General features: G+C 37.3%; 20 protein-coding genes. 13 read left to right on the top strand and 7 right to left on the bottom strand.

The window, feature by feature from the left end:
* Positions 1–161 precede the first annotated feature (161 nt).
* A complete protein-coding gene (gene yidC, locus JFU24_RS08945) occupies positions 162–947 on the bottom strand; it encodes a membrane protein insertase YidC (protein WP_056530728.1) in 786 nt (261 codons plus the stop codon).
* Positions 948–975: 28 nt separating this feature from the next.
* Positions 976–1,263, bottom strand: coding sequence for a hypothetical protein (locus JFU24_RS08940; RefSeq protein ID WP_201181692.1), 288 nt, complete (start codon positions 1,261–1,263; stop codon positions 976–978).
* Between the two features lie 314 nt (positions 1,264–1,577).
* Here JFU24_RS08940 and JFU24_RS08935 point away from each other — a divergent pair, with 314 nt between their 5' ends.
* On the top strand, positions 1,578–2,183 hold the full coding sequence (locus tag JFU24_RS08935) for a transporter (protein ID WP_242485308.1): 606 nt from the start codon (positions 1,578–1,580) through the stop codon (positions 2,181–2,183).
* Between the two features lie 57 nt (positions 2,184–2,240).
* Here JFU24_RS08935 and JFU24_RS08930 read toward each other — a convergent pair whose 3' ends face one another.
* Positions 2,241–3,059 (bottom strand): glycerophosphodiester phosphodiesterase family protein, encoded by an 819-nt coding sequence (locus JFU24_RS08930; protein ID WP_201221570.1) that lies wholly within the window; start codon positions 3,057–3,059, stop codon positions 2,241–2,243.
* Between the two features lie 243 nt (positions 3,060–3,302).
* Between JFU24_RS08930 and JFU24_RS08925 the strand changes: the two genes are divergently transcribed.
* Complete coding sequence (locus JFU24_RS08925; protein WP_201221568.1) at positions 3,303–4,619, top strand: MFS transporter; 1,317 nt, start codon at positions 3,303–3,305, stop codon at positions 4,617–4,619.
* Between the two features lie 54 nt (positions 4,620–4,673).
* On the opposite strand, the gene JFU24_RS08920 is transcribed toward JFU24_RS08925, so the two are convergent.
* Positions 4,674–5,090: an organic hydroperoxide resistance protein gene (locus JFU24_RS08920; protein WP_053345094.1), complete on the bottom strand. Its 417-nt coding sequence runs from the start codon at positions 5,088–5,090 to the stop codon at positions 4,674–4,676.
* A gap of 195 nt (positions 5,091–5,285) precedes the next feature.
* Between JFU24_RS08920 and JFU24_RS08915 the strand changes: the two genes are divergently transcribed.
* The 4 genes from JFU24_RS08915 to JFU24_RS08900 are packed head-to-tail and all read left to right on the top strand — an operon-like array spanning position 5,286 to position 9,060.
* Entirely contained in the window at positions 5,286–5,669 is a 384-nt protein-coding gene (locus tag JFU24_RS08915; protein ID WP_053345095.1) for a GntR family transcriptional regulator, read from the top strand.
* The gene (locus JFU24_RS08910; protein ID WP_053345096.1) at positions 5,666–6,565 is read left to right on the top strand and encodes an ABC transporter ATP-binding protein; all 900 of its coding nucleotides are present in this window, start codon (positions 5,666–5,668) and stop codon (positions 6,563–6,565) included. Before JFU24_RS08915 ends, JFU24_RS08910 begins: the two co-directional genes overlap by 4 nt.
* Positions 6,540–8,504 carry a DUF6449 domain-containing protein gene (locus JFU24_RS08905; RefSeq protein ID WP_201249860.1) on the top strand — a complete coding sequence of 655 codons (1,965 nt, stop codon included), beginning with the start codon at positions 6,540–6,542 and terminating at the stop codon, positions 8,502–8,504. Before JFU24_RS08910 ends, JFU24_RS08905 begins: the two co-directional genes overlap by 26 nt.
* Positions 8,505–8,523: 19 nt before the next feature.
* A complete protein-coding gene (locus JFU24_RS08900) occupies positions 8,524–9,060 on the top strand; it encodes an RNA polymerase sigma factor (RefSeq protein WP_201181684.1) in 537 nt (178 codons plus the stop codon).
* Positions 9,061–9,117: 57 nt separating this feature from the next.
* On the opposite strand, the gene JFU24_RS08895 is transcribed toward JFU24_RS08900, so the two are convergent.
* On the bottom strand, positions 9,118–9,321 hold the full coding sequence (locus JFU24_RS08895) for a cold-shock protein (protein ID WP_201181683.1): 204 nt from the start codon (positions 9,319–9,321) through the stop codon (positions 9,118–9,120).
* Between the two features lie 968 nt (positions 9,322–10,289).
* Here JFU24_RS08895 and JFU24_RS08890 point away from each other — a divergent pair.
* Both JFU24_RS08890 and nhaC read left to right on the top strand, forming a co-directional pair.
* Entirely contained in the window at positions 10,290–11,864 is a 1,575-nt protein-coding gene (locus JFU24_RS08890) for a peptide chain release factor 3 (protein ID WP_053345100.1), read from the top strand.
* A 557-nt stretch (positions 11,865–12,421) separates the two neighbouring features.
* Positions 12,422–13,801, top strand: coding sequence for a Na+/H+ antiporter NhaC (gene nhaC, locus JFU24_RS08885; protein WP_201221563.1), 1,380 nt, complete (start codon positions 12,422–12,424; stop codon positions 13,799–13,801).
* A gap of 163 nt (positions 13,802–13,964) precedes the next feature.
* Here the strand turns inward: nhaC and JFU24_RS08880 are convergent, their stop codons facing one another.
* Positions 13,965–15,158: an FtsW/RodA/SpoVE family cell cycle protein gene (locus JFU24_RS08880; protein ID WP_313889033.1), complete on the bottom strand. Its 1,194-nt coding sequence runs from the start codon at positions 15,156–15,158 to the stop codon at positions 13,965–13,967.
* A gap of 318 nt (positions 15,159–15,476) precedes the next feature.
* Between JFU24_RS08880 and JFU24_RS08875 the strand changes: the two genes are divergently transcribed.
* The 5 genes from JFU24_RS08875 (at position 15,477) to JFU24_RS08855 (ending at position 21,651) form a co-directional block, all read left to right on the top strand.
* On the top strand, positions 15,477–16,577 hold the full coding sequence (locus JFU24_RS08875) for an SDR family oxidoreductase (protein WP_201221561.1): 1,101 nt from the start codon (positions 15,477–15,479) through the stop codon (positions 16,575–16,577).
* A gap of 16 nt (positions 16,578–16,593) precedes the next feature.
* Positions 16,594–18,153, top strand: coding sequence for an aldehyde dehydrogenase family protein (locus tag JFU24_RS08870; RefSeq protein WP_201249859.1), 1,560 nt, complete (start codon positions 16,594–16,596; stop codon positions 18,151–18,153).
* 275 nt (positions 18,154–18,428) lie between these two features.
* Positions 18,429–19,205: a TerC family protein gene (locus JFU24_RS08865; protein ID WP_201181680.1), complete on the top strand. Its 777-nt coding sequence runs from the start codon at positions 18,429–18,431 to the stop codon at positions 19,203–19,205.
* Between the two features lie 368 nt (positions 19,206–19,573).
* On the top strand, positions 19,574–20,317 hold the full coding sequence (gene sigI / locus JFU24_RS08860) for an RNA polymerase sigma factor SigI (RefSeq protein WP_201249858.1): 744 nt from the start codon (positions 19,574–19,576) through the stop codon (positions 20,315–20,317).
* Positions 20,314–21,651: an anti-sigma factor domain-containing protein gene (locus JFU24_RS08855; RefSeq protein WP_201249857.1), complete on the top strand. Its 1,338-nt coding sequence runs from the start codon at positions 20,314–20,316 to the stop codon at positions 21,649–21,651. The genes sigI and JFU24_RS08855 overlap by 4 nt, the downstream gene beginning before the upstream one ends.
* Positions 21,652–21,692: 41 nt before the next feature.
* Here JFU24_RS08855 and JFU24_RS08850 read toward each other — a convergent pair whose 3' ends face one another.
* Positions 21,693–21,884, bottom strand: coding sequence for an alpha/beta-type small acid-soluble spore protein (locus JFU24_RS08850; RefSeq protein WP_034314196.1), 192 nt, complete (start codon positions 21,882–21,884; stop codon positions 21,693–21,695).
* Positions 21,885–21,952 lie beyond the last annotated feature (68 nt).

Here is a 21,952-nt window from a genome sequence, read left to right as displayed (position 1 = left end):
TATTAGATTATTAAAAATGGTAATAAAGAATTAAAAATACATGCTCGCAGAAATTTATTGACATGTTTATTATTTTTTATTTTTTTGGAAAGAAAGAATGAACCTACAATTTTTGTATTTATTATGGTTAAATAAACGAAAAAAAGCTAATCCAATTTGGATTAGCTTTTTTTCATAATCGTTTCTTTTACGACAGTGACAGCGGGTTGATCTTTCTTATATACTCGCTGAAGTACAATAGACTGAACAATCATAAATAATCCACCTATTGACCAATAAAGAGGTAATGCAGCAGGCGCAGAGAAAGAAATGAATAAAATCATTGCTGGTGAGAGCAGGCTCATCATTTTCATTTGTTTCTGCTGTTCCTCTGGCATTTGTCTCATTGAAATGACCGATTGGAAATAATAGATGACGCCGGCGATGATTGCCATGGCGATATTCGGTTGGCCAAGGCTGAACCACAGGAAGCTATGTGTCGCAATTTCATGAGAACCTTGAATCGCATAATAAAAGCCCATTAAGATTGGCATTTGAATCAAAAGTGGAAGACAGCCCATATTTAAAGGATTGACTCCATGTTTTTGATAAAGCTGCATCATTTCCTGTTGCAGAGCCTTTTGTTTTGCTGGATCCTTTGTTTCTTTAATTTTCTGTTGTATTGCTGTCATTTCTGGTTTTAGCCCATTCATTTTGGTTTTCATACTGAGCTGTGTTTTATATTGCTTGGCAGTCAATGGAAGCAAAACGAGACGTATGAAAAATGTCATCATAATGATGCTTAGACCATAGTTCCCGTTAAATAAATTAGCATTAAATTCAAGCATCTTTGTCATTGGGTTAACCAATGCAGTATGAAATGGGCCGCTTGTAGCTGCCGAACATCCTGTCAACAGGATGGTTGATAAAAATAGAGCTGAAATAAGTAAAATATTTTTCTTTTTCAAAATAATTTCCTCCTCGAATTGTTTTTAATTAAACAATGGAAAGGAGGCTTGGCTCATCTGAATCATCAGGCGAGTCCTTTTGACGAATATAAGTGAAAAAGCGCTGTGCTCCACGCCAGTCATAAATGCTACCTGTATAAACAGCGGATTCACCATGACCTGAATGAACAGAAGCTTGATATTTATCGTTTAAGAGTGACTGCTTTTTATTTAAGAAGTAAAACGCTGCCAGTGGAAAGACAAAGGTAAACAAGTATCCTGCCCATACCGCATGGCGAACGGTTTGATAATCAAATTCTAACAATAATTCCCACATAGGAATCCCTCGTTTTTTCTAAGATAAAAAAATTGTAAGATTGGTTCTCGGCTAACAAGAGAAACGCTTTAGAGCCAAATAGCGACTATATAATTTTTCAAAATATAAATCACTAGTAACACTATAACAAATTCTAGGCCAAGAATGCTAAAAATATAGGGATTTTTTCAAAAAATAAACAGGTAATTTTTTCTGATATATAATTCTGATCATTAATACATCATTAGAAAGCTGCATTAAGAGAGGTAAATAAAGCACACATGGTCATTCGTCTACATATGGATAAATGAAGTTCAAATATGAGGTGAAAAGGTATGAAATCATACGAACCATCTAATCAACAAAACGACTATAACGGTATTGAAAATAACCTTTATCCAAATGAATATACCACATATATTGACAATGGTTTCTTGTCGGACCCATATCATTTAGGAAATCAGGTTTTAGGAGAAAGACAGCGGCCACCAGGACCACCGCAAGGAGGAGGTCAACCGCCGCCGCGACCACCACAAGGGGGAGGAGGTCAACCGCCGCCGCGGCCACCACAAGGGGGAGGAGGTCAACCGCCGCCGCGGCCACCACAAGGGGGAGGAGGTCAACCGCCGCCGCGACCACCGCAAGGAGGAGGAGGTCAACCGCCTCGACCACCACAAGGAGGAGGACCTCCTCACAAAGCGCCGCCGCTATTTATTCCACAGTTTCCTGGTGGAATGATTAAGGCCATTGACGCTGGTTCAATGAAAGGATGTTTATACCAAAATACGTATGTATGGTTAATAAATGGCCGCTCATTTTGGTTTTACCCTACCTATGTTGGCTATAATTCTGTGGCTGGATATCGATGGAGACCAAGTCAGCAACGTTGGGCCTACTATGGAACGGACGCGAGTGAAATACGCTCTTTTCAATGTTATTAAAAAAACCAATCCACAAAAGTGGATTGGTTTTTTTGTAAACTAATTTACCTATGAGGTTTAATCTATAAAATAATCTGGGAAATCGGATATGATTCCATCCAATTTCATCTTCTTTAACATGTGAATTTGTTTTTTATTGTTGACGGTCCATGTAAATACTTTCATCCCGTGCTCTTGGATTCGCATTTGCAGCTTGGTACTCAAAATGGTTTGTTTTGGATTTAAAAACGAAGCAAACTCTGCTATTTCTTTCAATTTTTGATCAGAAATACGCCGCTTTATCAATACCCCGACTGGAATGTCTGGCATTAATTGATGAAACCTTTTCATGGATTCCATATCAAACGAATGAACCAGAATTCTTTTTTTATCTGATGTATAATCCTCTCTTTTGCTTAATTCTTCTGCAAGTTTCTTTTCAACTCCAGGGTAAAGAGATGGATGCTTTATTTCTATTAATATTCCAACCTCAGACCGGAAATTTTCAAATATCTCGCTAAGTAAAGGAACTCTTTCGTCCTTAAAACGAGCATGAAACCAGCTTCCAGCATCCAATTCCTTTAATTCAGCTACTGTGTAATCTCGAAGGTTTCCTTTTCCGTTTGTAGTTCGATCGAGTGTAGAATCATGATGAACCACTAGGATACCATCTTTACTAAGATGAATATCGACTTCTAGGAAATCAGCGCCCAATTCAATCGCTTTATAATAGGATGCCATCGTATTCTCAGGGCAATATCCAGATGCCCCGCGATGTCCAATCTTGAGGGGGGAATGCTGCATAGTGAAGTTGTCTGGGAAGTTACTTTTCGTTTTTTTTAAGTAGAGCACCAACAGGACCAGTATAGTTACCAAGATAAGAAAAAATGCTATCACCTTGCACACTCCCTTTGCTAACATTAATCAAAACTTTTTGCAATCTTTTACCCCTATGATAAATAAAATAAAAGACCTCTGTATACTGATAACCTCTTTTAATCATGTATTTTAAGTGGTAAGAAATCATGAATTGGATCTGGCTTTCATTATGCAGCTAATTATTGTTTTTTTATCTTAAAAGGATTTTATAGGTATGTATGGAATACTTATAAATTAAGTCTATGATAAGGGGGAAGGCAGATGCAACTGCAATTGAAACCGAATTCTAAAAAATGGAAGGGTAATCTAAGTTTATATTTTTCCCTTCCAATTCTCTCTTGGGCCTTTTACGATTTTGCCAACACGATTTTTTCTTCTAATATTAATACAATTTTCTTTCCCTTCTTTCTTCAGGAACAAATCGGAGAAAATGCTGTTCTTGATCAGATTGCTAGTACCTTCATTTCTTATGCGAATGCGATTGCCAGTTTATTTCTTGTTCTGTTTTCTCCACTATTTGGTGTAATGATTGACCGAACAGGAAAGATGAAGAAATATATCATAATTTTCACATTGGTTTCAGTTGCAGCGACTTTTTTAATGGGGATTTTTGGTGGTCTATCGTTGGAAGGAAATCTTCTTGGTATCCCAATTTCCTTAGTGATTGTCATTATTTTATTTGTGATAGCAAAGTTTTTCTATCATTCAAGTCTTGTTTTCTATGATACGATGATGAGCGATCTAGGCACGAAGCAGCAATTGCCGCTAATATCAGGGTTTGGTGTCGCTGTAGGCTACATTGGAACGCTTGTCGGTCTGTCCATCTATCCATTTATTAGTAAAGGGAGTTCACATGAAGCCTTTATCCCCACCTCTATCTTATTTCTGATTTTTTCCCTTCCATTATTCTTTTTTCTAAAAGATACGCCAAAACAGCAAAAGGTAAAACAACCTTTTTTTTCAGGTTATAAGGAAATTATAGCAACATTTAAAGAGATGAGATCTTATCAATTAGTATTCACATTTATGATTGCGTATTTTTTCTTAAATGATGCAATTGCGACAACAATTGGCATGATGGCCGTTTACGCGAAGACCGTTGTTGGATTTTCTTCAGGTGGATTCATTTTACTTTATCTGGTCTCAACGGTATCCAGTATTATTGGTTCGTTTCTATTTGGGTATATAACTCAGGCAAAGGGCCCACGGCTTGCAGTTACATATGTGGGTATTCTGCTCCTAGTCGCCTTATTTGTGGCGGTCTTTGCCCAAACGCCTCTTTGGTTCTGGATTGCCGGGAGCATGTTTGGCATTGCACTCGGGTCGATGTGGGTAACATCCCGGACATTCATTATTGAATTGACACCAGTGGAGAAAAGGGGGCAGTTTTTTGGACTCTTTGCATTCTCAGGAAAAGTTTCTTCAATAATAGGTCCTCTTATGTATGGAACAATTACGTTAATTTTCCATGACCTCGGCACACTGGCTAGCCGGATGGCATTAGGCTCACTGATTATCATGACAGTAATCGGGCTATGCTTCCTATTGAAAATGAAGAATTTAGAAGGAGTTAAATAAAAAAGAATGAGCTCAGCAAAGGCTGGGCCCATTCTTTTAAAAAAAAATGAATGTTTATACCAAATTCAATGTCACGTCGAGATTCCCACGAATTGATTTTGAATAGGGACAGGTCATGTGAGCTTTTTTTGCAAAGTCTTCTGCTTCTTCCCGGCTAAGATCAGGGATGGAGATATCCAGCCTGACAGCCAATTTGAAACCACCGTCTTCTTCATCTTTCCCAATTGTGACATTTGCGGTCACAGAAGTATCAACTTTCTTTTTTGCTTTCTGCAGGACAAGATTCAATGCACTGTCAAAACAGGCAGCATATCCGGCGGCGAATAACTGTTCCGGGTTGGTTGCTTTCTCACCGGATCCACCTAATTCCTTCGGTGATCTTACATCAAAATCAAGAATACCATCCTCTGATTTCACATGTCCTTCACGACCACCGTGTACAGTAACGACTGCTGTATATAATGGTTTCAATGAAAACAACTCCTTTTTATATTCTTAAATTCTTTAGTTCCCTAATACAAGGCTAATTAAACAAAAGAATGAGAGGTAGGATAAGAATATGAACTATGTAATACTTCAAAAAAATGGTTTTAAATTGGAAGAAAATGTTTTATAATGAACTGTATTAGGAAGAGTAATACACTATGTGCAGAGAGGGGGGTGATGATGTTCGAGTTGGATGTGCAAAGTAGAAAACCTATTTATGAGCAATTGATGGATAAGATTAAGGAACTTATGATTAATGAAGTTTTGCAAGAACATAATCAACTTCCTTCTGTTAGAATATTGGCACAGAAATTGACCATCAATCCTAATACGATTCAAAAAGCTTACAAACAGCTTGAATTGGACGGATATATTTATACATTGCCGGGCAAAGGAAACTTTGTGGCACCTCCTAAAACTTTGAAGAATTCCTTAAAAGAAGAGAAGATAAAATCCGAACTTACAAAGGTTCTTGCTGAAGCACTGTATATTGGAATTGATAAAAATGAAATCTACAAGTTAGTTAAAGAAATTAGTGCTTTAGCCAAGGGGGGAGAGTCATGATTGAAATAAAACAGGTGAGTAAATTATATGAAGGAAAAGAAGCAATCAAGGATGTAACCTTGGTTATTCATGAAGGCTCAATTTTTGGGTTGTTAGGATCTAATGGTGCCGGAAAAACGACCCTTTTAAAAATGCTTTCGGGCAATTTAATTCAGGATTGCGGCGAGGTACTTATTGATCAATCCCATGTCTTTGAAAACCGAGAAGTGAAAAATCGTTGTTTCTTCCTTCCTGACACACCTTATTTCTTGGCTAACTATACTATTATGCAAATGGCAGGCTTTTATAGTCATATTTATAGTGACTGGAATCAAGAACGTTTCTATCAATTACAGGAAGTGTTTCCCATTCCCTTTCAAAATAAAATACATAAATTGTCAAAGGGGATGCAGAGACAGGTTGCTTTTTGGTTGGCTCTCTCAACCATGCCGGAAGTTCTCATTCTTGATGAACCCTTTGATGGGCTGGATCCGGTTATGCGCAAAAACGTGAAACAGTTGTTGATTCAGGATGTATCTGAACGGAAAATGACAATTTTGATTTCGTCCCACAACCTCCGGGAAATTGAAGATTTAGCCGATCATGTGGGAATATTACACAAAGGGGAACTTATTATCCAAAAAGATTTGGACGATTTAAAAGCGGATGTACATAAAGTACAGATTGCCTTCAAAAATAAGATTCCTTACGGGATTTATCGCGGAGTTCAAGTTCTTAATAAGGAGAGGCGAGGCAGCGTGATTGTATGCATTGTTAAGGGTAAGAAATCCGAGATTGAATCCCACTTTAATCAGTTTCAACCAGAAATATTCGATATGCTACCCCTTACTTTAGAGGAAATATTCATTTATGAAATGGGGGATATAGGTTATGTCATCCAGAATAACCTTGTTTAATAGAGAACTGATTATCTATATTTTCAGATGTTCCGGCTGGATAGGTTTCCTTTATTTTATCGGCCTCATCTTTGCGTTGCCTTTAGAAATTTTGACGATTGTTTTAAATGAAAATAGTGAATATGTAAAATTCGAAAATCTTTTTTCCAGTCAGCAGATGATACAATTCGTCTTAGTCATAGGTATCCCAGTGTTGCTTGCCATCTTCCTATTTCGGTTTTTGCAGATAAAACAAGCTTCGGACTTTATACATAGTTTACCGATTACTAGACGCAGCATTTATTTTCATATGATTGGAACGGGAATTGGCTTTATTATACTGCCTATTTTACTTACAGGCTTAATATTGATATTGTTCCACTCGGCAATAGATGTAGAGAGGCTGTATACCCTTGCAGATATTTGGTCCTGGATGGGAATTACATTTTTCATGGAAGCAATGATCTTTTCTGTGGCTGTTTTAGTAGGAATGGTTACGGGATTATCTGCCTTGCAAGGCCTACTAACTTATATCTTGCTTGCTTTACCGGTTGGCTTATTTGTTTTGTTTGTTGCTAATGTGAAGTTATTGCTAGCGGGATTTTCTGCAGATTATTATTTAAGTGCCAATATCAATAGCATTTCTCCATTATTAGCTGCAACTGAGATGGAAAAAATGGAATTTTTTTCAGTTAATATATTAATCTATGGACTATTAATCTTGCTTTTTCTACTGATTTCGCTGTTTCTCTATGAGCGGAGAAAGTTGGAGCATGTCTCACAGGCATTTGTTTTTCCTATGATAAAACCGCTATTTAAGTTCGGATTGACGATAAGCATGATGTTGTTTACAGGATTTTATTTTAGCGAAACTACAGGGAAACTAGGATGGATATTTTTCGGCTATATTGTCGGATCATTGATTGGATATTATCTAGGTGAAATCGTCCTGCAAAAGACATGGCGAATCCGTGTCAATTTGAAAGGATTTGTATCATTTGCGGCGGTTATTATTTTGCTTGCTGTCATCCTAAAATTAGATCCTGTTCATTATGAGTCAAAGGTTCCTGATATAAAGATGATTAACCAAATTTATATTGGAAACAATCCACTACTCTATTATGAAGATAACTCTTCAAATGGTGAGTTCAATTATTTGAAAGAAAAAGAAAATATAGAAGCGCTGAGGTTATTGCATCAGCAAATTATCGAAAAAGGTAAAAAGGCTTCCATTGGTGATTTAAATATAAATCACTCTGTATTTCTTATGTATGAACTTAAGGATGGAAAACGAATAGCAAGAGAGTATCATTTGCAAAACTACGATTCATACCTGCCACTACTGGCGAAAATCTATGAGTCTAGTGAATATAAAAAAAACGTTAATGAGTTATTAAATGTGTCAACTGAGGATGTTTCTAAAATCAATATAACTGCGAGCGGAGAATTGGACAAATCTGTAAACATTACGGACAGTCAGGAGCTTAAAGAAGCTATACAGGCATTATCGGAAGACCTGAAAAATCAGTCGCTGGCTCAAATGACAAATTCTATTGGAGATTATGCGTCGATTGACATTCTTTTGAAGAATAACAATATTATTTATTTGAATTGGGATTCTTCTTATACTCAGTTTTCGAATTGGATGGAACAAACTGGGCAAGCAAAAGAGGCTAGGTTAACGGCTGATGAAATCTCTTATATTCTAGTAGCAAAGACTGATCCACAAATTTTTAATTCGATTTCTGAAAGTGAAGTTGTACAGCGAATTGAGAAGCAGTCAAATCGCTTAAAGCTTGATCAGACCTCGGAAATCGAGTCGGCAATTGATAACGCTCAAATCGATTGGGGAGGAGATTATTTAGCTGCCTTTTATTATAAAGATAGCAGAAATATTGATATCAAGAGCTTTTCTGGTGATCATGTTCCCGGCTTTATTTTGGAGCACTTTAACGAATGAGATGCGAGGAGGAACGAGTGTGAAAGAAAAGCGTTATTGCCAAACGCAAGATTTCACTTTGGTTTATCAATCCTTTTATAAGCGGATTTATTATATAGCCTTAGCGATTATTAAATGTCCTTTTCTGGCAGAGGATATTACCCAAGAAACCTATATAAAAGCCTATAATAAACTTCATACGATCAACAATAGGGAGAAGATAGGAGCATGGCTAGCATGCATCGCTACGAGAACAGCAATTGATTTTTCCCGTAAGCAAAAAAGGGGATGCCAATTAATTCAGCAGGAGATGGTGGATTGGGTAGAGAGCCAGGCATGCAGACAAGTGGTAGAGGAGAACGGTATTGATATTTGGACATTAAAAGAAGATGTCTCCAATCTCTTATGTAAATTGACTCAAAAACAAAGGGAGATATTGCTGCTGAAGGTAAATGGAGGATTAAAAGAACGTGAAATTGCCGCTATACTTGAGATAAATCAAGCAACTGTCAAAGTTAATCTATTTCGAGCTAGAAAACAGTTGAAGTACGCATTACAAATGCAGGCAGTTGCTTAAAAAGGAATGGATGCCGTCCAGGTTGGGCGGCATCCATTTGCATATGGTTTCTATTCTTTATAGTTTAATGACGTTCTTAGCTTGAGGTCCGCGATTTCCATCTTCAATTTCAAATTGTACTTCTTGACCTTCATCAAGAGTCTTGAAACCATCGCCCTGAATAGCGGAAAAATGTACGAATACATCATCTTCGTTTGGTACTTCTATAAATCCAAACCCTTTGTCACTGTTAAACCATTTTACTTTACCTGTTACTGTCATTCGATGAATCCTCCTAATAATTTTAAAAATATTAATGGTGACTGTTTTTCCTTACAGGAAAAAATCAATTTCACACATTATCAAATACCCTCATTTAAGTTGAAATATCATACGAAGATACTTGATAATATGTGAATCTTTACTGGAAGTATTTAGCTGGGGTGTTCTGTATCGGAACCTTCTGGAACAATTTCCAGTTTTTTAGTATATACCCACCTTTATAAAGGATAAAACAAGAGGATGTAATTTATACATATTCATTTGGGGAAATTAATATTATGGTTGTTTTATGGGGGAGAGGTCCAATCCTAATGATGAGGAGGATTATATTGAACTATGAGGTGCTTGAAAATGAGATGAATCTAAGCTTTCCTTAGTCCTGGCGTAAAAAAATTCACGTCAAAATGGTGTAAGCAAAAGCTAGTATTGATTTACTTAAGCTGAAAGAGGAAAAATAACTCTTGGAATCAAAGTTTTTTATAAAGATATTCGGGTATAGGATAAGAAAGAAAGGACTGATCAATAATGAAGAAATTATTAAAAAGAGCTGTCGTTTTTGCTGCTCCTATAATATTCAGACAAGTAAAGAAACGTTGGAAAAACAAACGTAATCAAAAAGCAATGAAGACAGCAAGATAAGTTGGTTAAACTATGAGTAAATGAACGATAACCATATGAACTTGGATAAGAGGCGCTGATATAGCGTCTTTTGTTTTGCTATAACATCAAATCCGCTTAAGGTGATTCATTCACCTCTACATCTTTCCTTCATATCGTGTTAAAATAGTAAGGTTGATTGAAATGAATGCTGAGTAGCCAAGGCTTAAGCCTTATGATATATTTTTTCATACATATATTGTGTATGTTGGTTTACATACAAAGAAAGGTTGACATTCCAATGTGAAAAATCTAATTAGCCTTCCTATAAATATATTTAGTGATGACTCCAATAATGAAAGGAACATTTTATGACTACATTAAAAGACGAGGTTCAATCCCGACGGACCTTCGCAATTATCTCCCACCCGGATGCCGGGAAAACAACTTTGACAGAAAAATTATTACTGTTTGGTGGCGCCATTCGTGATGCCGGGACAGTTAAAGCTAGAAAAACAGGGAAATATGCAACAAGTGATTGGATGGAGATTGAAAAGCAACGGGGAATTTCCGTTACATCTTCAGTCATGCAGTTTGATTATGATGATTTCCGTGTGAATATCCTCGATACACCAGGTCACCAAGATTTCAGTGAAGACACATATCGTACATTGATGGCTGTTGACAGCGCCGTGATGATTATCGATTCGGCAAAAGGGATCGAGGATCAGACGGTTAAATTATTCAAAGTGTGCCGGATGAGAGGAATTCCGATTTTTACATTTATCAACAAAATGGACCGCCAAGGGAAAATGCCGCTCGAATTGCTTGCTGAACTTGAAGAAGTACTGGGCATTGAAACATACCCAATGAACTGGCCAATTGGGATGGGAAAAGATTTTGTCGGCATTTACGACAGGTTTAATAATCGGATCGAACAGTTCAAAACAGAAGGCGATGAGCGCTTCCTTCCATTGAATGACGAGGGTGAACTCGAGGTGGATCATGAACTTAAAGATTCACAGTTGTATGAGCAAACTTTAGAAGAAATTATGCTGTTGACGGAAGCGGGGAACCAATTCTCTGAAGAAAACATTGCGAATGGTAAACTTAGCCCTGTATTTTTCGGAAGTGCTTTAACAACATTTGGGGTTCAGACGTTTTTGGATGCTTATCTGCAGTTTGCACCTGCTCCTCAAGCCCGTATGACAACTTCAGGTGAAATGAGTCCTGTCAGCAATGATTTTTCTGGTTTCATTTTCAAGATTCAAGCGAATATGAACCCAAAACACCGTGATCGGATTGCTTTTCTTCGTATCTGTTCTGGTAAATTTGAGCGTGGAATGAGTGTAAACTTGAGCAGAACAGGTAAACCAATTAATCTTTCTTCTTCAACTCAATTCATGGCTGATGATCGGAACACGGTAAATGAAGCAGTAAGCGGAGATATTATTGGTTTGTATGATACCGGGAACTACCAAATTGGTGATACTATAACGACAAGTAAAGATATGTTTCAGTTCGAACGGTTACCTCAGTTTACCCCAGAACTATTCATGCGGGTAACAGCTAAAAACGTTATGAAACAGAAGCATTTCCATAAAGGAATTAACCAACTAGTACAAGAAGGGGCCATTCAGCTCTTCAAAACAGTTCGGATGGAAGAATACCTGCTTGGTGCGGTTGGTCAACTTCAATTTGAAGTATTTGAGCATCGGATGAGAAATGAGTACAATGTTGAGGTCATGATGGAGCGTATGGGTAGTAAAATCACTCGCTGGGCCGAAGATGAAAAGCTTGATGAAAACCTTCACAGCTCAAGAAGCATACTAGTTAAAGACCGTTTTGAGAAATACGCCTTCCTGTTTGAAAATGAGTTTGCACTTCGTTGGTTCCAGGATAAAAATCCTGACGTGGAATTATATAATCCAATGGATTTGAAATAATGGAGAAGCCCGTGTATATACGCGGGCTTTTTTTATTATCTGGAGCATTATTAAATATCGAAAGATTTTTTGATAGTAGCTTAGCCAAGTATCCATAGCTGTATTTACCTGTTCTTATGTGAAATCACCTAAAGAGCAGATTAATGGAGGAACTTCATGATCAATAATTTATGTATCTCGTGAGAACTGATATTCAATTTTATGAGAAAAGTTCTTTGTATCAGAGGAGCCTTTAATGAATGGAAATGGTTGGTGAAGGTGAACTTGGAAGCTGATTCTGTCAGTCGTTGGGAATGTGGGGTAATTTCCCTTGTTATCTTAGGATATTTATGAACCTGTACTAATCGAAGTATGGGTTTTCGTTTTATGAGAAGAATGTCGATTTTATTAAGAATCAAAATCTACTAAAAAAGATTATTATTCCTTTGACAATCTTAAGAAACTCATTTATATTTATCTAGTGCTTTAGTACTTAAAAGCGTTTCAGCAATTGTGAGGAATTAAAAGGTCCATCCTTACCTCAGAGAATACACAACATGAAAGCGGGGAAATACATCATGCGTCTGGAAGATGCAAAGCTAAAACTCTCCTTACCTGAAGCAATTGGGGTTTTGGCAATTCTTTTCTTAATCATTGCAACTGGTATCATACATTATGGACTTGCCCCCCATATTCCAATAATAGCTGCTATCCTATTTCTATTTGTTTATGGAAAGTTCAAGAAGTTGCCATTTTCGATTATGGAGGCGGCTATCGTCAAAGGTGCAGTTTCTGGTATGGGAGCTATCTATATATTCTTTTTCATTGGAATGCTAATTTCGATCTGGATGGCAAGCGGGACAATCCCTACCATCATGTACTATGGGTTTGACTGGATTTCTGGTGAATATTTCTATGCGGTCACATTTCTGGTGTGTTCGCTAATTGGGCTCTGTATCGGGAGTTCACTTACAACATCAGCCACGATCGGAGTTGCTTTCATAGGTATGGCGGCGGCGATGGATTTATCGTTGGCGATTACAGCCGGTGCAATCATTTCCGGTGCATTTCTTGGGGATAAAATGTCTCCATTATCCGACTCGACCAACCTTGCTTCGGGAACGGTTGGAGTACCATTATTTGAACATATTAATAATATGCTTTGGACAACGATTCCAGGTTTTTTAATATCACTTATTATCTTTTATTTCCTTTCACCGAATGTCAAACTGGCTCGTGTTGAGGAGGTTGAAGCAATGACAAAAGCCTTGGAAATGGAAACGAACATTAGCATATGGAGTTTGATTCCGTTTGTCATCGTTCTAGTCATGGCTTTGAAAAAGGTGTCGGCGATTCCGACTTTGTCAGCAGGAATTGTTTCGGCCGCTGTCATTGCTTTCATACAAACGCCAAGTTTGACCGTTGCAAAGCTAGCGGATATCTTATACGGCGGTTTTGTACTGAAGAGTGGAATGGATCAACTTGACTCAATCCTATCGCGGGGCGGCATTGAAAGTATGATGTTCTCCGTTTCGATGGTGTTGTTGGCATTGGCGATGGGCGGACTATTGTTTGAATTAGGGGTCATCCCTTCTATTTTAAATGCGGTCCAGGATTCATTGACGAGTGTAGCGAAAGTGATTTCAGCTACCGTATTTGCAGGAATCAGCGTGAATTTCCTAGTGGGGGAACAGTATTTATCAGTTATACTGCCTGGGAAAGCCTTTCAGCAGAAATATGAAGATTTAGGCTTGCAGCCAAAAACGCTTGGGAGGGTACTTGAAGATGCGGGAACAGTTGTGAATCCTTTGGTTCCTTGGGGGGTCTGCGGTGTATTCTTGACACAGGTATTGGGTGTTTCAACCTTGGAATATGCTCCATTTGCATTCTTCTGTCTGCTTTGTCCTTTACTTAGTTTAATTGCTGGCTTTACGAAAATCGGGATACACTATAAGTAAAAAAACAGGCGGTCGATTTCGACCGCCTGTTTTTTAGTTGAATTTGATTCCAGGTTATATTAATCACAGACACAGCAGTATTATATATTTAGTTAAATTGCTGTAAATTAAAAACCCCCAACATACTGATAAACAGAATGCCAGGGGATAAAAAACTAGAGTTTTATTTTGAAGAGGCTATCTCTTCTTTTGGGATGGTAGTAATCTTTTCTTTCTGTTCAAGTATATTCATTCGCATTACGACATTTTGGAAGATTCCCATTGAAATCATAAGCAGTAGTAAGGAAGAACCTCCATAGCTGATAAATGGAAGGGTAATCCCGGTAATTGGAATAAGCCCAGTCACTCCGCCAACGTTGATGCCTACTTGAATGCCAATCATGGATGATATGCCGATTAATAGCAGGCTTCCGAATGGATCTTTACATTTGGCAGAAAGCACAAAACCCCTCAAGACGATAAAACCGAGTGTCAAAAGAACGAAAGCTACTCCGAATATTCCGAGCTCTTCCGCAATTATGGCCATGATAAAATCTGTATGTGATTCAGGCAGGTACCCGTATTTTTGTACACTGTCCCCAAGTCCGACACCTGTTACACCACCTGAACCTATTGCGAACAATGAATTCACGAGCTGATATCCGTCTTCTCCTGCTGTACCAAAAGGGTCTGCAAAGCCGGTAAAACGAGACACTTTATTTTCAGATAAAACGGATGAGAAATTACCTGTCACAAGAACTCCTAAAGCAAAAATAGCTACGAACACTAGTGTTATTAAAGAGAGTTTGAAGATGCTTTTAAAAGACATTCCAGAGGAAATGATCATGGTACTTGAAATTAGGAAAATGACGGCTGCCGTTCCATAGTCCGGTTGTATCCCGATTAAAAAACAAATAAATACTAAAAAGAAAATCGGAGGAATAACAGCTTTATCAATACTATTGATTCGATCCTGTCTTTTTCCGTAAATGGCTGCCAGGTAAATAATCATGACTAGCTTTGAAAATTCTGCGGGCTGAATAGATTTTGAACCTAATTTAAACCAGCTTGTGGCATTTCCTGCAGTATGGCCAAAGATGAAGAGCATCAAAAGGATACCTGCCATTCCAAACATCATTAACATTAAAAAGTTTTTGTTTTTGTACATCTTATAAGGAAGAATCATCGTCACAATCATTGCTAAGAAAGAAATGATAAAGGCCATTTTTTGTTTCTCAAAGAAGAAATCCATGGACTGGCCGTATCGAGCAACTGCAGTAATCATGCTCGCACTATAAATCATGACTAAACCAAATAGACAGAGTAATACGACAGCGATAAAAATAGGGAAGTCGTATGCTTTAATTATTCTTTTCACTTGTGCGCTCACCTCAAATATGTATGCGCGAAAAAATCGCCTTCTTATATAGTAACGGAAAATCGCCTATATAGATAATAATTTTTATTCAATATATGAATTTACCCTCTAAATCTTATTATTAAACCCCTAATCTGATAAATTTATAGACAATCTACTAGATTACTCTTTAAAGAAGAATCCTACTAGGTACCTTCGATAGAAAATGCAAATACTCCTTCAAAATGGAAGTATTTTTTTCTATTATATTCCATTTAAATAGTAATAATATGTAAAGTAACTTACAATCAAGGTAGGTAAACTGAGGGGGAATAATCTATGGAGCATGTTTATTTATTCACAGGATTTCCGGGTTTCATCAGTAATCAGTTGATCATGGAGCTTTTAAGGCGTGATGATGCCTTAAATAAAATCTACCTGCTTGTTTTGCCTGAACAAAAGATAAAAGCAGAAGCAGAAATCAAATCTATAGAAAATGAACTGGATGGAGCAAAAATAGTATTTGAAATGGTGATAGGCGATATAACGAAAGAAAATCTGGATATTCCATTTGATTTAATTCATAATCTTCAACAAGAAATTACCCATGTTTTTCATCTTGCAGCGATATACGATTTAGCTGTCCCTGAAAAAATTGCTCAGCTAGTTAATGTCGTGGGTACGAAACATGTAAATGAATGGGTTAAAGGGTTAACTAAACTTAAGCGATATACCTATTTTAGCACGGCTTATGTTGCGGGTAACCGGGAAGGAAATCTGTACGAGCATGAAATGGTCTTTCCAAAAAGCTTTAAGAACCATTATGAACGGACTAAATTTGACGCCGAATTATTGGTCGAGGAGCTTAAAAAAGAGGTTCCGACTACCATCATTCGACCTGGTATCGTAAAGGGGCATTCTCAAACAGGGCAAACAATTAAATTTGATGGACCCTATTTTATCCTTAATTTTCTTGATCGGTTAAGCTTTCTCCCTTTATTTCCATATATTTCTTCAGAAAGGGAAACAGTCGTGAACCTGGTTCCAATTGATTATATTATACAGGCTACTGCATATCTGGCATTATATAAAGAAAGTGCTGGAAAAACGTATCATTTAACCGATCCTAATCCATGTACGGCTACTGAAGTTTATGAACTATTTGTTGGAGAATTATATAAGAAAAAACCAAAAGGTTATGTACCAATGGTATTGAGTCAGGCGTTTTTATCAATTCGTCCGGTGCGGGCGTATTTAGGAGTTGAAAAAGAAGCCTTGGATTATTTTACTTGGAAGGGGCGGTTTGATAGCAAGGAAGCCCAAAAAGACTTAGCTGGTTCTGGAATCGTTTGCCCTAATTTCAGGAAAGGTGTTCCGGCTATGGTTGATTTTTATTTAAGGTATAAAAATGATAAAGAGTATCAGATTAAAATAAGGTAAAACAAGGGGAGAAGTTATGGAAGAATTACATACCAAGTGGGAAGTGTATTCTCCGGCAACAGGTGAGAAGATTGCCGAACTTGATGAAACGCCACTGGAGTCTATTCCTCATTTATATACGAAATCAAGACAAGTGTTTCAGACCTGGTCAAAACTTCCTATCAAAGAACGTCTGCAATATTTAAAGCGCCTTCGTTTACTGATGGTTAACAAAATGGATGAAATAGCTGAGGTTATTTCAAAAGATACAGGCAAAGTTAAAATTGAAGCGCTTGTCGCGGATATCATGCCAACTATTGATGCAATTAAGCATATTGAAAAACATGCAGTGAAAGCTCTTTCTAGACAGAAGGTTCCCACACCATTAATGTTAATTGGGAAAAAATCTTATATTGATTATATGCCCCGTGGAACTGTTCTCGTCATTTCACCTTGGAATTATCCGCTTCAACTAGCAATGGTCCCGATCCTGAATGCTCTTGCCGGTGGGAATACCGTTATTGCCAAACCTTCAGAGGTGACACCTTTAGTGGGAATGTGCATAGAAAATTTATTCCATGAAGCAGGTTTTCCAGAGGGGACCGTTCAGTTTGCTCATGGAGGGAAAGATTTAGGTGCGTCATTAACTGAGCAGAAACCGGACTATATTTTTTTCACTGGTTCTGTCAGGACCGGAAAAATAATTGGTGAAGTTGCAGCAAAACAGCTAATTCCAAGTACTTTGGAGCTTGGTGGAAAGGATCCGATGATTGTCCTGCGTGATGCGAACTTGGAACGGGCTGTTAATGGAGCGCTTTGGGGGGCTTTTACAAATAGCGGGCAGGTGTGTATGAGTGTTGAACGAATATATGTGGAACGTCCCGTTTATAAGGAGTTTCTGTCTTTGCTTAAAGAAAAGTCTAATTCTTTAAAACAGGGGACACGATTAACGGATGATATTGGTTCAATGACCTTCCCGGCTCAGATTGATATTGTTGCTGGACACCTAGAGGATGCGCTTAATAAGGGTGCCATACTTGAATCTGGAACCTCACCGAATGATTGGAAAACGGGTCAGACCTATTTTATTCCGCCGACGATATTGTCCAATGTCAATCATACAATGAAAATTATGAAAGAAGAAACGTTCGGTCCAGTTCTGCCAGTTGTACCATTCGATACGGAGGAAGAGGTCGTCCGGCTAGCAAATGATACTGAGTACGGACTTAATTCGAGCGTTTGGACAATGGATACGGTAAAAGCAAATCGGGTAGCATCCCAGTTAGTGACAGGAGCGGTAACGATCAATGATGTTCTGATTACTGTTGCTAATCATTACTTACCCTTTGGTGGTACAAAGCAAAGTGGTATCGGCCGTTATCATGGCGAACAAGGAATGCGGATTTTTTGTCATGAAAAAGCAATCATGAAAGACAATGGAAAAAAGAATTCGGAAATTCAATGGTATCCATATGAAGGGAAGTATACGAAGTTTTTATCACTGTTCCAACACTACTTTTCTGAAAAAACCAACTGGATTCAATTTGGTAAAGAATATTTACAATTAATTAAGATATCCAAGGAAAAACGAAAATAGAAATTCTAGAATTTTTATCTTATAGAAAAAAAGATTGTAATTTTCACCATTAGCACGTATACTATTATTATACTTAATAACTGATTTTCCTTTTACAAAGGGGAGTAGCGTTAGGGTTCGCCCTAAAACAAAGTCGTCATTACGTGAGTGGAGACATTCATCGGCTTTGTTGACATGTTTTCATGTTCAGCAAGACCTTTGCCTATACGGCAGAGGTCTTTTTATTTTGCCAATGCCGATAGCGAGGGAAATACAAACTATTGGAGGTTGAATGCATGGAAGCATCAATATTATTGGAATATGGCTGGGTCCTTCTTATCTTGGTTGGATTAGAAGGAATACTCGCTGCAGATAATGCAGTCGTTATGGCTGTCATGGTTAAACATTTACCAAAAGAACAACAACGAAAAGCCTTGTTTTACGGTCTGATGGGAGCTTTTGTTTTCCGCTTTGCAAGTTTATTCCTTATTTCCTTTCTTGTCGACGTGTGGCAAGTTCAAGCAATCGGTGCCATTTACTTACTTTTCATTGCTTTTCAGCATATTTACAAAAAATACGCTAGGAAAGGTGAGAAGGAAGTCACTAAACCCAAGAAACAATCTGGCTTCTGGATGACAGTGGTAAAGGTAGAGGCTGCTGATATTGCATTTGCGATTGATTCCATGTTGGCTGCTGTTGCACTGGCCGTTACACTTCCTGCAACAGGTTGGATGAAAGTTGGCGGAATTGACGGGGGGCAATTCGCTGTAATGTTCCTCGGTGGTATGATCGGGTTGATTATTATGCGATTTGCAGCTAATGGATTTGTGAAATTGCTTCATCAGCGTCCTTCACTTGAAACTGGAGCATTTTTAATTGTAGGTTGGGTTGGGGTAAAGTTAGCGGTATACACACTTGCACACCCTTCGTTAGCTGTCATCGATCACCATTTCCCGGAATCAACACTTTGGAAATCGATTTTCTGGGTTGTATTAATCGGTATTGTCATAAGTGCATGGATCATTTCAAGCAAAAAAGAAAAAGAAAAAGAAAAACAAATACAAGAAGCATAAAAAAAATCAGGCGTGCAAGTCGCGCCTGGTTTTTTTAATTGTAAATCAAAATCCATTATATGGGTTTTGGGGTGTGACCCACAAAAATTCAGACCCTTTTACGAACGATATGTTAAAAGAAGTAAATATTAAATTTGGGTAAAAAAAATGACAATTGCCCCATTGATTTGTGAAATAACTAGAAAAAAGTTATTTTACTGTAATTACACTGTAATAAACGAGAAAAAACTAAGTATTTTTTCATGTGGATATATTTTGTGATTTCGATATCATTGAAAAATAGTTCTTTTGGTACTGTCTTTTAGACTCCCTCCGCTTAAGATAAATATGTTGATCGTTTTTCCGTTCAACAGGAGCGAGGTGAGCAAATGCTTGGTTTGTTGTTTACAGCATTCAAAAAAAAGCGTTCTTTAGAAGAAACCGTTTTGAAAATTCAACAAGGCGATATTAGCCTTCGTAACGATATTATAGAATCATTTAAGCCTTTTATAGCCAAAGCCGTCTCGTCAGTATGCAGACGCTACATATACGAATCAGATGATGAATTCAGTATTGGATTGATTGCTTTTAATGAGGCGATAGATAAATATTCCCCGGAAAAAGGCCGTTCTTTGTTGGCATTTGCCGAAACCCTTGTTAAGCGAAGGGTTATTGATTACTTAAGAAGCCAATCAAGAAGCAAAGAAATTATTCTGGATTTTTCTCAAAACGAAGAAAATGATCAAAGCCAAATATATCTGGATAATGAAAATTCCATACAGGAATACGAAATACAAAAGGAATCAGAAAAAAGAAAAGAAGAAATTCAACTTTATATAAGCAATCTACAGGATTTTGGTCTGTCGTTTGATGATCTCGTTGAAAACTCTCCAAAACATGCAGATGCTAGGAAGGGAGCGATAATGATTGCTAAATTGTTAATGGACGATGACGACTTGAAAGAAATCCTGTTTACAAAAAAGCGGCTGCCAGTAAAACAGCTTGAGGGAAAGGTAGATGTAAGCAGAAAAACAATCGAACGGAATCGAAAGTACATCATTGCTGTTGCAATAATAATAAACGGGGATTTTTTGTATTTGAATGATTATATAAAAGGGGTTATTAATGGATGAAAAAAGGAGTTATTCTTTCAATAAATAAGCGTTTTGTAACCCTATTAACCCCCGAAGGCGAGTTTCTAAAAACCAAAAGACAGGAAAGAACGTATGAAGTGGGCGAAGAAATAACTTTTTCACCTTTTAAACCAAAAGTAACTTTATCTTTTTCTAGCTTTCATTTATCTTTCAAAAAAAAGGCGGTGCTTAGTGTAACAGCTGCCCTTCTGATTCTCTTTTCTATTCTGCCATCGTATTCTTCTGAGCATGTCTCTGCATATATGACAATTGATGTGAATCCAAGTATTGAACTAGAGCTGAATGATCAATTAGAGGTTCTCAAACTTACCGGCTTAAACGAAGATGGTAAGCTTGTTATTAATAAGTTGACGAACTGGAAAGGTAAAGAAATTAAGACGGTCACAAACCGAATTGTTGAAACAACAAAGAAACTCGGTTATTTGAAAGGAAATAAACAAATAGTTGTTTCTACAACGTTATTGGATAAAGATAAAAAACTGGATAAGAATTTAAAAGAAGAGATTAAAGAAATTTCAGAGCAGGGAAATGTTTCACAAACAAAGATGAAAGTTATTCAAGCAACGAAAACTGATCGGAAGCAGGCTAGGAAACAAGGCATGTCTACCGGAAAATATGTTGAAAAGAAGTTGAATGAGGATAAAGAGAAAGTTAAAGTGAACACAAGGGAACCTGCAACGGATAAAAATGTCGAGGGTAATACCGAAACCTTGGAAGAGAAGAGAGAATCGCAGAGCAATAAAAACAAGTCGAATCAAGAAAAGGAAAAAGTGAACAATCCAAGTGAGAAAAAGGAAAAAGTGAACATTCCAAGTGAGAAAAAGGAAAAAACAGTTATCAAAGACGAACTAACCGAAAAAAGGGAAATGCAAAAACAATATAAGCAAAAGAAGGAAACATCAGATAAAAAAGAAAAAAATGGACAATATAGACCATATAGACCATATAACGGAAAAAACAAAGAGAAAAATACCTTTCAAGAAAAAAACAAAGAGAAAAATACCTTTCAAGAAAAAAACAAAAAACCGAACGGGAAATCAAATAGAGACCATAGCAACCATTCAAAAGACAAGCAATCGAAAGAGCGGAAGTGGGTCAAATCAAATGAAAAGACTGAACAGAGAATTGATAAGCAAAGACACCCATCAGTCAAAGAAAAGGCAAAAGAAAGTGAAAAAAGTAAAGACCATCGTATAAAGCACGAAACTAAAAAGGGCAATAAGACAGAACGGAATAAGACAGAACGGAATAAGAGGGAAATGAATAATAAAGAAAACGGTAATGAACGGAATATTAAAAAGAGTCCAGCTTAAAAGCTGGACTCTTAGCCATTGATATTCAATTGTAATAGGATTTATTGACCTTTAAGTTGAGATTGAGCTTGCTGAACAAGACGTTTTGTAATTTCTCCACCAACTGAACCATTGGCACGTGCGGATGTATCGGAACCTAATTGTACACCAAATTCTGATGCTATTTCATATTTAATTTGTTCAAGTGCTTGTTCGATTCCAGGAACAAGAAGGTTGTTACTGCTGTTAGCCATTTGAATCTCCCCTTTACGTTTTCAACGGCTTTTGCCGCTGTAATGATAGTATAAGTAGAAAAAGGAGT

The organism is Peribacillus sp. TH27 (assembly GCF_016650915.1).
Taxonomy (GTDB): domain Bacteria; phylum Bacillota; class Bacilli; order Bacillales; family DSM-1321; genus Peribacillus; species Peribacillus butanolivorans.
This window is presented reverse-complemented; position numbering and strand designations above follow the sequence as displayed.

Coding starts and splice junctions, on each gene's coding strand:
- JFU24_RS08925 (WP_201221568.1), top strand. CDS start 3,303: ATGCAACTGCAATTGAAACCGAATTCTAAAAAATGGAAGGGTAATCTA.
- JFU24_RS08865 (WP_201181680.1), top strand. CDS start 18,429: ATGGAAGCATCAATATTATTGGAATATGGCTGGGTCCTTCTTATCTTG.
- JFU24_RS08905 (WP_201249860.1), top strand. CDS start 6,540: ATGTCATCCAGAATAACCTTGTTTAATAGAGAACTGATTATCTATATT.
- JFU24_RS08875 (WP_201221561.1), top strand. CDS start 15,477: ATGGAGCATGTTTATTTATTCACAGGATTTCCGGGTTTCATCAGTAAT.
- JFU24_RS08890 (WP_053345100.1), top strand. CDS start 10,290: ATGACTACATTAAAAGACGAGGTTCAATCCCGACGGACCTTCGCAATT.
- JFU24_RS08910 (WP_053345096.1), top strand. CDS start 5,666: ATGATTGAAATAAAACAGGTGAGTAAATTATATGAAGGAAAAGAAGCA.
- JFU24_RS08895 (WP_201181683.1), bottom strand. CDS start 9,321: ATGACAGTAACAGGTAAAGTAAAATGGTTTAACAGTGACAAAGGGTTT.
- JFU24_RS08915 (WP_053345095.1), top strand. CDS start 5,286: ATGTTCGAGTTGGATGTGCAAAGTAGAAAACCTATTTATGAGCAATTG.
- JFU24_RS08870 (WP_201249859.1), top strand. CDS start 16,594: ATGGAAGAATTACATACCAAGTGGGAAGTGTATTCTCCGGCAACAGGT.
- JFU24_RS08935 (WP_242485308.1), top strand. CDS start 1,578: ATGAAATCATACGAACCATCTAATCAACAAAACGACTATAACGGTATT.
- sigI (WP_201249858.1), top strand. CDS start 19,574: ATGCTTGGTTTGTTGTTTACAGCATTCAAAAAAAAGCGTTCTTTAGAA.
- JFU24_RS08850 (WP_034314196.1), bottom strand. CDS start 21,884: ATGGCTAACAGCAGTAACAACCTTCTTGTTCCTGGAATCGAACAAGCA.
- JFU24_RS08940 (WP_201181692.1), bottom strand. CDS start 1,263: ATGTGGGAATTATTGTTAGAATTTGATTATCAAACCGTTCGCCATGCG.
- JFU24_RS08855 (WP_201249857.1), top strand. CDS start 20,314: ATGAAAAAAGGAGTTATTCTTTCAATAAATAAGCGTTTTGTAACCCTA.
- nhaC (WP_201221563.1), top strand. CDS start 12,422: ATGCGTCTGGAAGATGCAAAGCTAAAACTCTCCTTACCTGAAGCAATT.